This is a genomic window from Pseudomonas sp. NPDC089918 (assembly GCF_050280605.1).
Taxonomy (GTDB): Bacteria; Pseudomonadota; Gammaproteobacteria; order Pseudomonadales; family Pseudomonadaceae; genus Aquipseudomonas.
The window spans coordinates 87,796-102,221 of sequence record NZ_JBNNVP010000010.1 but is presented as its reverse complement, the minus strand read 5'-3'; the positions used below and the strand labels follow the sequence as shown (position 1 = coordinate 102,221).

The window sequence follows — 14,426 nt, the reverse complement described above, 5'->3', positions numbered from 1 at the left end:
TCGTCACCATACGTCAACAGACCCTGGTTCCTCTTGCAGGTATCGGCGCGAACCGGGAAGCTAGGGGATCAGTCACCTGACGGAGAAACCAGCCTTGGATTGGCAAACCCTGCTCACCCGCGAACGCCTCGGAAAGCCTGTGCACAGCCCGGAAGAACTCGGCCGCAGCCCTTTCCATAAAGACCACGACCGCATCATTTTCTCGGGCGCATTTCGCCGTCTCGGGCGCAAGACCCAGGTCCATCCGGTCTCCAGCAACGATCACATCCACACGCGCCTGACCCACTCGCTGGAGGTCAGCTGCGTCGGCCGTTCGCTGGGCATGCGTGTCGGTGAAACCATCCGTAGCGCCCTGCCCGACTGGTGCGAACCGAGCGATCTGGGCATGGTGGTGCAATCGGCTTGCCTGGCCCATGACATCGGTAATCCGCCCTTCGGTCATTCCGGTGAAGACGCGATCCGCCACTGGTTCCAGCAGGCCGCCGGCCGTGGCTGGCTGGATGCGATGAGCGAAGCCGAACGCAACGACTTCCTCAATTTCGAAGGCAATGCCCAAGGTTTCCGGGTACTTACCCAGCTTGAATACCACCAGTTCGAAGGGGGGACCCGGCTGACCTACGCCACGCTGGGCACCTACCTCAAATACCCGTGGACTGCCCGGCACGCCGACTCACTGGGCTACAAGAAGCACAAGTTCGGCTGTTATCAGAGCGAACTGCCACTGCTGGAACAGATCGCTCACAAGCTCGGTCTGCCCCAACTGGACGAACAACGCTGGGCGCGCCATCCGCTGGTGTACCTGATGGAGGCCGCCGACGACATCTGCTACGCGCTGATCGATCTGGAAGATGGCCTGGAGATGGACCTGTTGGAGTACGCCGAAGTCGAGTCCCTGCTGCTGGACCTGGTGGGCGACGATCTCCCGGAAACCTATCGCCAGCTCGGCCCGCAAGATTCGCGCCGGCGCAAACTGGCGATCCTGCGGGGCAAAGCCATCGAACACCTGACCAACGCAGCAGCCCGAGCGTTCGTCGAGCAACAGGACGCGCTGCTGGCCGGCACGCTGGCTGGCGACCTGGTGGAACACATGCACGGCCCCGCCAAACGTTGCGTCTTGAATGCCAAGGACATGGCGCGCAAAAAAATCTTCCAGGACAAGCGCAAGACACTCCACGAAATTGGCGCCTACACCACCCTGGAAATCCTGCTCAACGCCTTTTGCGGCGCAGCGCTGGAGCAACACAACGGCCGTACGCCATCCTTCAAGCACCGCCGCATACTCGACCTGTTGGGCAATAATGCACCCGATCCTCACGGCCCTTTACACACCTCCTTCTTGCGCATGATTGATTTCATCGCCGGCATGACCGACAGCTATGCCGGTGAAATGGCGCTGGAAATGACCGGGCGTTCAAGCCACCGATAAAAACGTATCGATCAGCCTGTCAGAGAGCTCTGAGCGGCTGATCGAATTCTCGACATTCATCTGTATTTCAACGTCGACAGAATCGCCCTACACCTTGTGCGGAGCGGACTGATCGATTGTTCGGCCATCTCGCGAAATAATCTCACTCCCTTTGCTCGACAGATGACTCATGAAAGCTCCTATGTTCAAACATGATTGGCGCATCTTGCTGGTGGAAGATCATCCCTTTCAGCTACGGGCGACTCAGTACCTGCTCGAGAGTTTTGGCTTCACCCAACTGACCGCCACTGACAGTGCCAGAGGCGCCTTGCAACAAATGCTCAAGGCTGCGCAACCGTTCGACATTCTTCTGTGCGATCAATGCCTGCCCGACCTTGCAGGCCTTGATTTGATCGAATACGCCAGTCACCGGGGGATGATCAGGCAGGCAATACTTCTGAGCAGCCTGACATCCGTCGAACTGGACAAACTTAAAGTAATGGCCTACGACCATGGATTACCCTTGCTCGGTTACTTGATCAAACCATTGAAACAATCAGACTTCAGAAACTTATTGACCTTGGCCTCCGTATAAAAACACAAAAACCCAAACACACTAAAACAATGAACAACGTATAGATTCAGACCTCTAGCTCAATGCTTTCAATCGCTTGACTAGTCCTACCAAACTTTCGCCTTTCCTCATGCACAACCTAGTTGATACGTAGTCCCATTCTTCTTCAGTTGTAGGACTTTTCCTATATTGCCGCTATAGCTCCCTCAGTTCATGCGGCCCCATAACTATCTGAGCTAAGGTGCGCGCATTATTTGTGCACGTATGGGAATTGATTATGAACTCCGTTTTTATTGTCGACGATCACCCTGTCATCCGCCTTGCGGTTCGAATGCTGCTGGAACATGAAGGTTACAAAGTCGTCGGCGAAACTGACAATGGGGTCGATGCAATGCAGATGGTTCGCGAATGCATGCCTGACCTGATCATCCTCGACATCAGCATTCCCAAACTGGATGGGCTGGAAGTTCTTTCCCGCTTCAATGCCATGAGCACACCGTTAAAAACACTGGTATTAACTGCACAATGCCCGACACTTTTCGGTATTCGCTGCATGCAGTCCGGTGCATCGGGCTATGTATGCAAACAGGAAGACCTCAGTGAACTGATGAGTGCGATCAAAGCAGTTTTATCTGGTTACAACTACTTCCCCAGTCAAGCGTTGAACCCTGTTCGTCGTGACGACGTGCGCTGGGCCGACCTGGAATTGTTCAAATCCGTTAATGATCGAGAACTGATGGTATTACAACTTTTCGCCCAGGGCCGTACAAACAAAGAAATTGCCAAGGGCATGTTTCTCAGCAACAAGACGGTCAGCACTTATAAAAAACGACTGATGCAGAAACTCAAGGCCAAATCCCTGGTTGAACTCATCGATATGGCAAAACGTAACGCGTTAGTGTGAGAAACAGGATGCCCAGCCGTTTCAAGGATTGTCTGATACTCATGGCCGCGGGTTTATGCCTGAGCACTTCAGTACTCGCGGCTCAGACAGCCAGCGAACACTACACCCTGCTCAGTCGTTCAACGGCCGGGCACATGGAAGTCCAGCTGGATACCTCACAACGACAATGGGTCAAAGACAAACGTGAATTGATCCTGGGTACATCGGCCCCGGATTATCCTCCTTTCGACCTGACCCTCAGCGGCCACGACTATGAAGGTTTCACCGCCGATTACGCAGGCATCCTCGGCAAGGCCATAGGGTTGCCGGTCAAGGTTCAGCGCTTCGCCTCCCGAGGGGCCGCTATCGAGGCGCTGGAAAAAGGCCAGGTCGACATGCTTGGCACCGCCAATGGGTTCGAGGCCGACAATGCCGACATTGCCCTGTCCACGCCTTATGCGGTGGATCAACCGGTACTGGTGACACGAGAAGGAGAAACCAGATCGCTGACCGATGGACTTGCCGGCATGCGGCTCAGCATGGTGTATCACTATCTGCCTCTGGACGAAGTCAGGGCGCTGTATCCGAAGGCAATCATCACCTCTTACCCGTCCTACCAGAATGCAATCAATGCGGTTGCCTTCGACCAGGCCGACGTTTTTCTCGGCGACACCATTTCAACCCACTACATGATCAACAAGGGGTATTTGAACAACATCCGCATGGCCAACTTCGGTAAACACGAAGCCCATGGTTTCAGCTTTGCCGTGCAGAAGGACAATCCGGATCTGCTCGCTATCATCAACGCAGTACTCAAGGCCATCCCCACCAGCGAGCGAGAAAACATTGCCAAACGCTGGAGTGCCGGCAGCGACATTCTTCTCACCGATCACAAGCTGCAACTCAGCCACCGTGAAGAGCGCTGGCTGGCACAACATCCAGTCGTGCGCGTCGTGGTCAATGAAGCGTTTGCGCCACTGACGTTTTTCGACAGCGACGGCAACTTTCGGGGCGTCACGGCTGATCTGCTCGAGCTGATCAGATTGCGCACCGGTTTGCGTTTCGACATCCAGCGCAGCCGAAGCGATGACGAGATGATCGAGCAAATCGCCAACCATCAGGCCGACCTGATCGCCGCCCTGCTCCCCAGCGTTCAACGTGAAACGACGTTGAGCTTCAGCCGTCCCTATCTGGAAAACTCCTTTGTGCTGCTGACGCGCAAAGCGGCCGACAGCCCGACAAACCTCACGCAATTGCAGGACAAACGCCTGGCCATCGCCCAAGGCAACCCACTGGTGGATTACCTGCGCAGCGAGTTTCCGCGAATCAACCTGGTTGAGACCCCGGACACGTTCAGTGCCGTTGAGTTGCTCGCCGAGGGCCAGGCAGAAGGTGCGGTGAACTCACTGGTGACCGCCAACTACTTCATTTCATCGCGGACCTTCGAACAGACACTTCAGATCAGCACCACCATCGGTACCCGACAGGCAGCGTTTTCCCTGGCGACCGGGCGCGACGCCAAGGAACTGAATGCCATCCTCGACAAGGCGCTGCTGAGCATCGCCCCCGAAGAGCTGGGCATCATCAACAACCGCTGGCGCGGCTATTCAGCAGTCTCGCAAAGTACCTGGCGCAACTATCATCGCGTGTTCTATCAGATCGTTATAGGCGCCGGCGTGTTGCTGCTGATATCCGTTGCCTGGAACGCCTATATGAGGCGCCAGATCAAACAGCGGCAGGCGGCCGAGCGCGCATTGAACGATCAACTGGAATTCATGCGATCGCTGGTCAATGGCACGCCTCATCCCATTTACGTGCGTGATCGCCAGGGATTGCTGCAAAGCTGCAACGACAGTTATCTGGAAACCTTCTGCGCGAAACGCGAAGACATCATCGGTAAAGGTGTCATACAGGGCACCCTCGGCAACCTCTTCGAAGCACGGGAATATCAGGCGGACTACCAGCGCGTCATGGCCGAGGGAACGCCGCTGATTCTCGACCGTCCGTTGCACATCGAAGACCGCAAGCTGACGATCTATCACTGGATTCTTCCCTATCGCGACTCGAGCGGTGACGTGCAGGGCATCATTGGCGGCTGGATCGACATCAGCGAACGCCGGCAACTGTTCGATGAACTACGGGCCGCGAAGGAACAAGCCGATGCTGCCAACCGAGCTAAAAGCACCTTTCTGGCGACCATGAGCCATGAGATCCGCACGCCCATGAATGCAATCATCGGCATGCTCGAACTGACGCTCAAACGTATCGATCACAGTCATCCGGATCGCCCCGCCATTGACGTCGCGTACCACTCGGCGAAAGACCTGCTGGAACTGATCGGGGACATTCTTGATATTGCGCGCATCGAATCCGGGCGTCTGAACCTGAGCCCGGAGCGCGTCAATCTGGCTGAAACCGTAGCCTCGGTGGTGCGGATTTTCGATGGGCTGGCCCGGCAGAAAAATCTCGGACTGCAACTGGAGTTCAGCCCTGCCAAACCGACCACCGATGTCGTATTGGACCCGATGCGCTTCAAGCAGGTGCTGTCCAATCTGATCAGCAATGCCATCAAGTTCACGCAACAGGGCCAGGTCAGGATCAGCGTCGAGTTGCAGTCGACCGACGAGCCCGACCGGGTCCAGTTGCAGTTACTGGTGGAAGACAGTGGCGCAGGAATCAGCGAGCAGGATCAACAGCGGTTGTTCGAGCCTTTCGTCCAGGCCGATAACTCCGGCCAGTTAGCCAGAGGCGGTGCGGGGCTGGGCCTGGTGATCAGTCGCAATCTGTGCGAAATGATGGGCGGCAGCCTGCAATTGAACAGTCAGTCGGGAGTCGGCACGAAGGTCCGCATTTCGCTGAACCTGGCCACCCTGCCGACGGAACGGATGCCGGAATCTGTCGAGCCGCAAATCCAGCCAAGCACTACCCCCTTGAACGTGCTGGTGGTCGATGATCATCCGGCCAATCGCTTGCTCATGTGTCAGCAACTGGAGTTTCTGGGGCATCGGTTCAACGTCGCAGCGGATGGCGAGGCGGGGTTCGAAGCCTGGAAGAGTCAGCCATTCGACCTGGTGATTGCCGATTGCAACATGCCGATCATGAATGGATATGAGCTGGCCAGGGCCATTCGCCAACATGAACAGCACCTGCAACGCCCTCCCTGTACCGTTCTGGGTTTCACCGCCAACGCACAGCCGGAGGAAAGACAACGCTGCAAACTGGCCGGGATGGACGATTGCCTGTTCAAACCTCTCAGCCTGACGGCCTTGAGCCAGAGGGTCGAAGGCATCACGCCGACGGTCCGCGCACCGGCCTTCAGTCTGGAGGGGCTGCACCTGTTGACCGGTGGCAACCCGACACTGAACCAGCGATTGTTGACCGAACTGCTGAACAGCACCCGCCTGGACCGCAAAGCGCTGCTGGCGTTATCCGAGTCAAAGGACCGGCAATCACTCCTCGACATTGCCCACAAAATCAAGGGCGCGGCCCGAATCGTCCAGGCCTGCCGACTGATCGACAGCTGCGAGGCGCTCGAACAGGCCTGCAATAACAGACTCCACCACGATGAAGTGGCCGATTGCAGCAAGGCCATGGAGCGCGCCATGCTCGAACTGGAGCAATCATTGCAACAACAGATGGCACGCCATGACAAAAGCACAATGAAGGAGCATTAACTATGCTTGGGGGCTGAGCAGTGTGTTAATCATCATGGAGAAAGCTGCAATGCCCAGCCCACTGCGCCCGGATCAACGCCGGTTTCCTCTGCACATCCATATCAGCGTGATGTTCACCTTCCTGTTGTTACTGACCGGGGTGGTACTGGGTATTTTCAACTATCGGCAAACCACCCAGATCATCCTTTCCAGCAGCGAAAAACTCTTCAACCGCATCGAGCAGGATGTCCGTCTGGACCTGCATCGCACCTATCAGCCGATTCGTCATCTGCTCAACCTGCTGGCGGACAACCCGGCGACCCAGGCGCCTGACCTTGAGCAACGCCTGGCGTTGCTCAAGCCCTTCAGCCAATCGCTCAAGGACAATCCCGATCTGGCCTCGCTGTACCTGGGCTACGCTAATGGCGACTTCTTCATGGTTCGTCCCCTGCGTACCGTCACCCTGAAAACACAGGTCAAGGCACCGGCCACGGCGGCGTATCAGGTGTGGAGCATCGAACACCCAGGCGCCGGCCAGATCCGCTCCCGATCATTGTTTTTCGATCAGAACCTGGCCCTTGTCAGCCGCCAGGACAACCCCGACGAGACCTACGATCCCCGTACCCGCGCCTGGTTCTCCAGTGCCCTCGGCAACCATGATCAGATCACCACCGAGCCCTACCTTTTTTTCTCCACTCACAACGTCGGCACCACACTGGCCCGGCGCAGTGGCGAGCATGCAGTGATGGGGGCCGACCTCACGCTGGCTGAACTGTCCGCAACCCTGGCCGAACATGTGGTGACCCCCAGTACCGAAATTGTGCTGTTCGATGCCCAGGGCAATGCCATCGCTTACCCCGACAGCAGCAAGCTGATCGTCGACGACCAGACCGCCCGGTTAATCAAAGCCGCCGATCTGAGCCCCTCGCTCGCGGCTTTGCTCACCAGCCCCTCCGAGGTCAATCGCCTGAACACCGCGGGCCGTCAATGGATCGTGGCGCGCAGCAGCATCCAGGAGGGTGGCCCGCAGGGACTGCAACTGGCGCTACTGGTGCCGGAGGACGAATTGCTAGTCGATGCCTACCGCATACGCTGGCAAGGCGCGTTGATTACCCTGGCGACGCTGCTGTTGTGCCTGCCGATGGGTTGGCTGACCTCGAGAATCCTGGTCAAACCCTTGCGCGCCCTGGTGCAGGAAGCCGATGCGATTCGCAGTTTCGATTTCAACTTTCCGGCCTCCCGTCGCTCGCCGGTGCTTGAAGTCGACCAACTGAGCGTGTCGATGGCGCGCATGAAAGACACCCTGGCGAGTTTTTTCCAGATTACCGACAGCCTGAGCGCCGAGACCCGTTTTGCCCCGCTGCTGCAACGGGTGTTGTTTGAAACCGTAAAGATCGGCCAGGCCCAGGCCGGTCTGCTCTACCTGCGGGAAAGTGATGACGATCGCGTGGAGCCTCATGCGCTGGTCATCCATGGCAGCTCACAGGCGTTGCCGTCATTCGCCATTCAAGGACACACGCTTCAGGACCCGCAGAGCCCTCAATGGATGCAGAAATTGTCGAACGCCAACAATGTCGTCACCAGCCTGGGGTTCGAAGAGGCGGGAGATTTGCAGAAGGTTTTGCTCGCACTGGAGTGCCCCAGGGTTCATCTGATCGGTATCCGGCTGCACAATCGCCATAACGAAACCGTCGGCCTGCTGATCCTGCTGCTGGCAGACAGCGGCACGCAGGAAGACCTGGAAAAACTTCGCCCGGACCGCATCGCGTTTCTCCAGGCGGTTTCCGGTGCAGCCGCCGTGAGTATCGAAAGTCAGCGCCTGCAAGCCAAACAGAAGCAGCTGCTGGACTCTTTTATTCAACTGCTGGCTGGCGCGATCGATGCCAAAAGTCCCTATACCGGCGGTCATTGCCAACGGGTGCCGGCACTGACGCTGATGCTGGCGCAGGCGGCCGCAGCCAGTCAGGCCCCGGCCTTCAGCAGCTATCGGCCCACCGACGATGAGTGGGAAGCCTTGCACATCGCTGCCTGGCTGCATGATTGCGGCAAGATCACCACGCCTGAATACGTGGTCGACAAAGCCACGAAGCTTGAGACCCTGAACGACCGCATCCACGAAATCCGCACACGGTTCGAAGTGCTCAAGCGTGATGCCTGGATCAACTATTGGCAGGCCATCGCCCTAGGGGGAGACGAGCAGCCTCTGGCGCAATTACGCCATGCGAACCTGGCGGCGCTGGATGATGATTTCGCATTCATTGCCCGCTGCAATCTTGGCAGCGAGGCCATGGCCGAGGCCGATCTGCAACGCCTGAACACCATCGCCAAACGCACCTGGACCCGAACCCTGGACGATCGACTGGGGGTTTCGTGGGAAGAGAACCGTCGTCAGGCACAGACCCCGCCGCCGACTCTGCCGGTCAGCGAGCCGCTGCTGGCGGATAAACCCGAACACCTCATCGAACGCGCCGACAGTGAACTGATTCCGGCCGACAATCCGTGGGGATTCAAGCTTGACGTGCCACGCTACAAGTACAACCGGGGGGAGCTCTACAACCTGAGCATCACCCGAGGCACCCTGACCCGCGAGGAGCGTTACATCATCAATCACCACATGGTACAGACGATACTGATGCTCAGTCACCTGCCCTTCCCCGGCCACCTCAACAACATCGCGGAGATCGCCGGTGGCCACCACGAAAAAATGGACGGCACCGGTTATCCCAAACGGTTGAAGCGCGAAGACATGAGCTTGCCGGCGCGGATGATGGCGATTGCCGATATTTTCGAAGCGCTGACCGCCGCCGATCGCCCCTACAAGAAAGCCAAGTCCTTGAGCGAAGCGCTGGGCATCATGGCCACCATGTGCCGTGACGCCCACATTGACGCTGAGTTGTTCGGGCTGTTCATCAACGACGAAGTCTACTTGCAGTATGCCAACCGTTTTCTCGACCCACGACAGATTGATGCGGTCGACCCGTCAAGCCTGTTGATCAAGGCCGGCTTGAAGACCTGATCAGCAGTCAGTCAGACGCAGGAAAATCGCCGCCAGTTGCTCGATACCGGCCTGATCTTCAGCAGTAAAACGTGCAAGTTTCGGGCTGTCGAGGTCCAGCACACCGATCAGTCGACCGTCCTTGACCAGCGGCACCACCAGCTCACTGTTCGAGGCACTGTCGCACGCGATGTGCCCGGGGAACGCATGTACATCTTCGACCCGTTGAGTCTGCAAGGTGGCCGCTGCCGCCCCGCACACACCACGACCGAATGGAATTCGTACACAGGCGATCTGCCCCTGAAACGGGCCAAGCACCAGTTCTTCGTTGCGATTAAGGTAGAAGCCGGCCCAGTTCAGGTCATCGAGCTGGTTGAACAGAAACGCCGAAAATTGTGCGGCATTGGCGATAAAATCACGCTCGTCTGCCAGCAGTGATTCCAGCTGCGCCCACAGCATGCCGTAGCCCTCCAGGCCCTGGCCGCTCTTTTGTAAATCGATCATGCCTTGTGCTCCAACAGCTTCAGCCCGACCCAATAGCGGGCAAATTGATACGCGCAACGTCCGTTGCGATTGCCCCGGCCCGTGGCCCAGCGCACTGCGAGGATGTCCAGCTCTTCGTCACGCTGCCACTCAAGGCCGGCCTTGTCGGCCAATTGGCCGATCCAGTGTTCGACGACGTTGAGGAAATGCTCCTGAGTAAACGGATAGAACGACAGCCACAGGCCAAAACGGTCCGACAGCGCGATCTTGTCTTCCACCGCCTCACTGGGATGGAGTTCGCCATCGACCCTTTTCCAGTTCTCGTTATCGCTTTCCTTTTCCGGCACCAGATGGCGACGGTTGGAGGTGGCGTACAGCAGAACGTTATCTGGCGCCTGTTCGAGAGAACCATCGAGCACGCTCTTGAGCACGCGGTAATCGCCCTCGCCCGAATCGAACGACAGGTCATCGCAAAACAGCACAAAGCGCTGAGGCAACTTGGCGATCTGCTCGACGACGCGTGGCAAGTCCGCCAGGTGATCGCGTTCGATCTCGATCAGCCGCAAGCCACTTTTGGCGTGTTCCGACAGCAAGGCACGCACCAGCGACGATTTACCGGTGCCACGCGAGCCCCAGAGCAAAGCATGGTTGGCCGGCATGCCGTCGAGGAACTGTCGGGTGTTGCGGCCCAGTTGCTCCAGTTGCCGGTCAACGCCGATCAAGTCGGACAAACGCGTGTCCAGGCTGACTTGCAGCGGCAACAGAAAACCGCTGCGTCCCTCACGCTGCCAGCGTGCGGCCAGGCAGTGCGCCCAGTCGATGGTTTGCCGAGGCGCGGGCAGCAGCGGCTCGATACGGGCCAGAACGGCATCGGCGCGTTCAAGAAAAGCATTCAATCGGGAATCCACGTCTTCTCCTCGGGCACGTTCAAGGTAATGATGGCGGTACAACGACGAAACACAGCATCTACACCCCTACAAGTGTTTTGCCAGAACATCGGTATCCATTGATGATCGACTATGCTTGAGCAGCGAAGGGAAACGGAAGTGGTTCAACATCCCATGGATATCAAGTTCAGCCACCGGCTGTCGTACAAACAAGCCAGGATTACGGTGCTGGCTGGTTTCATTCTGGGCACGCTGCTCAGCCTGCTGCAAATAGGCATCGATTATGCCAGCGAAGACGCCTCCATCAACCGCGAAATACTGTCCTTGCTGGAAATCAGCCATAACCCCGCATCTCGCATCGCCTACAACATCGATGCCGAACTCGCTCAGGAACTGGCCCTGGGTCTGTTGCGTTCCCCGGCAATCATCGGCGCGCAATTGACCGACAACAACAATACCGTGCTGGCCAGCGTCAAACGTCCGGGTCTGGAAAACAATGACCGGATGATCAGCGACTTCCTGTTCGGCGCCAACCGGCAGTTCGCAGACCGCCTTTACCTCGACCACTTGCCGGACGAATCCCTCGGGACCTTGCAACTGGAAGTCGATACCTACACCTTCGGCAGTCGTTTCCTGCGCCGGGCCGAAGTGACCCTGCTCAATGGCTTCGCGCGCAGCCTGATTCTCACGGGCATTCTGCTGGCGCTGTTTTATGTGATGCTGACCAAACCGCTGGTGCGGGTTATCCGCGAACTCAGTGGCCGTGATCCGCGCAGCGCGGAACCTACGTTGCTGGAGTGTCCGACGGGGCATGAAAACGATGAAATCGGGGTCTTGGTCGAGGTCGCCAATCAGCAGTTCGAAAATATCGCCACCGAAATCCAGCAACGGCGCAACGCCGAAAACCGCCTGACTGACTACCTCTCGCAACTGGAAAACATCGTCTCGGCCCGCACCGCGGAACTCAAGGCGATCAATACCCGCCTCAGCCAATCCAACGAGGAATTGGAAATCGCCCGCAGCACTGCCCTGGACATGGCCGAAGCGCGCTCGGTGTTCCTGGCCAACATGAGTCATGAAATCCGCACGCCCCTCAACGGTCTGCTGGGGATGATCGCGCTCTCGCTGGACGGCCCGCTCAATGCCGAGCAGCAGCAACAGCTGTCCATCGCCCATGACTCGGGCAAAGTGCTGGTGGAACTGCTCAACGATATTCTCGACCTGTCGAAGTTCGATGCCGGCCAGCTCGAACTCGAACACATTCCGTTCGACCTTGGTTCGCTAATCGAAGACACCGCCAACCTGCTGTCCCAGAACGCCGCGCCCAGTGTCGAGCTGGCATGCCTGATCGACCCGCAATTTCCCGCTCTGGTGCTCGGTGATCCGACCCGGGTCCGGCAGATCGTCAGCAACTTGTTGTCCAACGCTCTCAAATTCACCCGTTTCGGACGGGTCGATGTGCGTCTTTCAACGTTCGAAGACGGTGTGCGAATCGAAGTCTGCGACACTGGCATCGGCATCGCCCAAGACGCGCAGGTCAAAATCTTCCAGCCCTTCACCCAGGCCGGTGCCGGTATTACCCGGCAATTTGGTGGCACCGGGTTGGGCCTGGCGCTGACTTATAGCCTCTGCGAAGCCATGCAAGGGCGTCTGACGATCAGCTCGGAAGCGGGCTTCGGCAGCCAGTTCTGCGCCGACCTGCCCCTGCCCTGCCATACCCGGGCCATTTCCCCGGCCGCACTGCGGGGCAACATCGTCGCGATCACCGCCGCCAGCAGCGGTCTGGCGGAACTGCTGCACAGTCTGCTGCCCAGCTGGGGGCTCGACTATCAGCAACGTTCCATCGATGACCGGTTGATCGGGCTGGAGCCGGATGTGCTGATCACCGACTGCCCCGAATGCCTGTTTGGCCTGCGCCCTACCTTCACCGCGCCGATTCTGCTGGTGACCGCCTACGGCAGTTTCCTGCCCAGCGACCAAGTCAACGCTCTCGCGCCCTTGCAGCAACAGGCGCGACCTCTGGCGCGCAATGCGCTTTACCAGACATTACGGCGGATCCTGCAGCCGGAACTCACCACCATCAACGGGGCGCGGATCGAAGCCATCTCACCCCTGCGACGCGGACGCATCCTGCTGGTGGAAGACAACCCGGTCAATCAGTTGGTGGCCAAGGGCATGCTCGGAAAACTCGGTTGCGAGGTGAGCGTCGCGGCCCACGGCGGCGAAGCGCTGGATCAGCTTGAGCAGAGCGAATTCGATCTGGTGCTGATGGACTGCAACATGCCGGTGATGGATGGCTATGAAGCCAGTCGGCAGATTCGTCGCAGCGGGCGCTGGCCACAGCTGCCCATCGTCGCCCTGACCGCCAACGCCATGTCCGAAGAGCGTGAACGCTGCCGTGCGGCGGGCATGAGTGACTACCTGGCCAAGCCTTTTCGCAGGGAAGAACTGGCTGCCTTGCTCGACTTGTGGATACCCGCTACGACAGCGCTTTGATTTGCCCCAGCAGGTGATCGAGGCCATCGCGCAGATCATTCAGGCGATCCAGATCGACGCCGCTATCGCATAACAGCCGGGCCTTGAGCGGCCCGACCTGATCGCGCAAAGCCTTGCCGGCGGGCGACAGGCTCAAGTGCACCTCACGCTCATCTCGCGCCGAACGCTGACGCTGCACCAGTTGCAGTTGCTCAAGGCGCTTGAGCAGCGGCGTCAAGGTTCCAGAGTCCAGCGCCAGGCGCTCACCCAGGGCCTTGACCGTCGGCTGCTCTGGCGCCGTCTCCTGCCATTCCCACAACACCAGCATTGCCAGGTATTGCGGGTAAGTCAGGCCCAACTGATCGAGCATAGGCTTGTAGGCACGGATCACCGCCCGCGATGCGGCATACAGCTTGAAGCAGAGTTGACTGTCGAGCTTCAGTGAATCAACTGACAACGTATTCATTTGAGCAGGGCTTCGATCTCGCGGCTCAGGTCCTGCGGCTTGGTCGCCGGAGCAAAGCGTTTGACCAACTTGCCATCCTTGCCGATCAGGAACTTGGTGAAGTTCCACTTGATGCCCTGGGATCCCAGCACGCCCGGTGCGCGTTTTTTCAACTGAACGAACAGTGGATGGGCGCCGGCACCATTGACTTCGATCTTTTTGAACAGCGGGAAGCTCACCCCGTAGTTCAACTCGCAGAACTCGGAAATCGCCCCCTCGTTGCCCGGCTCTTGCTTGCCGAACTGATTGCAGGGAAAGCCGAGCACCACCAGGCCTTGATCCTTGTAGGTCTGCCACAACTCTTCGAGACCTTTGTATTGCGGGGTGAACCCGCATTTACTGGCGGTGTTGACCACCAGCACTGCTTTGCCGGCGAAATCGGCCAGGGTCTTTTGCTCGCCCTTGATGGTGGTACAAGGAATGCTCAACAGGTTGTCGCTCATGGCACGAACTCCGAGTGGAAGAACAAAGACCAAACATAGCGAGCAATTGAATTGCGTGCAATTTAATAAATCAATAGAGACCCGCACACGATTCTCATCGTAGGGGCGGGGTACATCCGCGCC

At 58.1% G+C, this 14,426-nt stretch carries 10 protein-coding genes; 6 read left to right on the top strand and 4 right to left on the bottom strand.

Annotated elements, in window-relative coordinates:
• Positions 1-94 precede the first annotated feature (94 nt).
• From ACQKPC_RS09970 to ACQKPC_RS09950, 5 genes are all read left to right on the top strand, one after another.
• Positions 95-1,426, top strand: coding sequence for a deoxyguanosinetriphosphate triphosphohydrolase (locus ACQKPC_RS09970; RefSeq protein WP_008075647.1), 1,332 nt, complete (start codon positions 95-97; stop codon positions 1,424-1,426).
• A 169-nt stretch (positions 1,427-1,595) separates the two neighbouring features.
• On the top strand, positions 1,596-2,000 hold the full coding sequence (locus ACQKPC_RS09965; RefSeq protein WP_427624310.1) for a response regulator: 405 nt from the start codon (positions 1,596-1,598) through the stop codon (positions 1,998-2,000).
• Between the two features lie 256 nt (positions 2,001-2,256).
• Complete coding sequence (locus ACQKPC_RS09960) at positions 2,257-2,883, top strand: response regulator transcription factor (RefSeq protein WP_095634681.1); 627 nt, start codon at positions 2,257-2,259, stop codon at positions 2,881-2,883.
• Between the two features lie 8 nt (positions 2,884-2,891).
• On the top strand, positions 2,892-6,536 hold the full coding sequence (locus ACQKPC_RS09955; RefSeq protein WP_427624309.1) for a transporter substrate-binding domain-containing protein: 3,645 nt from the start codon (positions 2,892-2,894) through the stop codon (positions 6,534-6,536).
• 49 nt (positions 6,537-6,585) lie between these two features.
• Complete coding sequence (locus ACQKPC_RS09950) at positions 6,586-9,531, top strand: HD domain-containing phosphohydrolase (protein ID WP_427624308.1); 2,946 nt, start codon at positions 6,586-6,588, stop codon at positions 9,529-9,531.
• Here ACQKPC_RS09950 and ACQKPC_RS09945 read toward each other — a convergent pair whose 3' ends face one another.
• The gene (locus tag ACQKPC_RS09945; RefSeq protein WP_008075659.1) at positions 9,532-10,014 is read right to left on the bottom strand and encodes a GAF domain-containing protein; all 483 of its coding nucleotides are present in this window, start codon (positions 10,012-10,014) and stop codon (positions 9,532-9,534) included.
• Positions 10,011-10,901 (bottom strand): ATP-binding protein, encoded by an 891-nt coding sequence (locus ACQKPC_RS09940; protein ID WP_427624307.1) that lies wholly within the window; start codon positions 10,899-10,901, stop codon positions 10,011-10,013. Before ACQKPC_RS09940 ends, ACQKPC_RS09945 begins: the two co-directional genes overlap by 4 nt.
• A gap of 153 nt (positions 10,902-11,054) precedes the next feature.
• On the opposite strand from ACQKPC_RS09940, the gene ACQKPC_RS09935 reads away from it, so the two are divergent.
• Positions 11,055-13,376 (top strand): response regulator, encoded by a 2,322-nt coding sequence (locus ACQKPC_RS09935; protein WP_427624306.1) that lies wholly within the window; start codon positions 11,055-11,057, stop codon positions 13,374-13,376.
• On the opposite strand, the gene ACQKPC_RS09930 is transcribed toward ACQKPC_RS09935, so the two are convergent.
• Together ACQKPC_RS09930 and ACQKPC_RS09925 are read right to left on the bottom strand one after the other, a co-directional pair.
• On the bottom strand, positions 13,360-13,821 hold the full coding sequence (locus ACQKPC_RS09930; protein ID WP_007895038.1) for a MarR family winged helix-turn-helix transcriptional regulator: 462 nt from the start codon (positions 13,819-13,821) through the stop codon (positions 13,360-13,362). The genes ACQKPC_RS09935 and ACQKPC_RS09930 overlap by 17 nt on opposite strands.
• Positions 13,818-14,303, bottom strand: a complete 486-nt coding sequence (locus tag ACQKPC_RS09925) for a glutathione peroxidase (protein WP_008075665.1) — start codon at positions 14,301-14,303, stop codon at positions 13,818-13,820. The genes ACQKPC_RS09930 and ACQKPC_RS09925 overlap by 4 nt, the downstream gene beginning before the upstream one ends.
• Positions 14,304-14,426 lie beyond the last annotated feature (123 nt).

What these genes read in the sequence shown, in the direction of transcription:
- ACQKPC_RS09965 (WP_427624310.1), top strand. Translation starts at nt 1,596, where the DNA reads ATGAAAGCTCCTATGTTCAAACATGATTGGCGCATCTTGCTGGTGGAA.
- ACQKPC_RS09960 (WP_095634681.1), top strand. Translation starts at nt 2,257, where the DNA reads ATGAACTCCGTTTTTATTGTCGACGATCACCCTGTCATCCGCCTTGCG.
- ACQKPC_RS09955 (WP_427624309.1), top strand. Translation starts at nt 2,892, where the DNA reads ATGCCCAGCCGTTTCAAGGATTGTCTGATACTCATGGCCGCGGGTTTA.
- ACQKPC_RS09950 (WP_427624308.1), top strand. Translation starts at nt 6,586, where the DNA reads ATGCCCAGCCCACTGCGCCCGGATCAACGCCGGTTTCCTCTGCACATC.
- ACQKPC_RS09945 (WP_008075659.1), bottom strand. Translation starts at nt 10,014, where the DNA reads ATGATCGATTTACAAAAGAGCGGCCAGGGCCTGGAGGGCTACGGCATG.
- ACQKPC_RS09935 (WP_427624306.1), top strand. Translation starts at nt 11,055, where the DNA reads ATGGATATCAAGTTCAGCCACCGGCTGTCGTACAAACAAGCCAGGATT.
- ACQKPC_RS09930 (WP_007895038.1), bottom strand. Translation starts at nt 13,821, where the DNA reads ATGAATACGTTGTCAGTTGATTCACTGAAGCTCGACAGTCAACTCTGC.
- ACQKPC_RS09925 (WP_008075665.1), bottom strand. Translation starts at nt 14,303, where the DNA reads ATGAGCGACAACCTGTTGAGCATTCCTTGTACCACCATCAAGGGCGAG.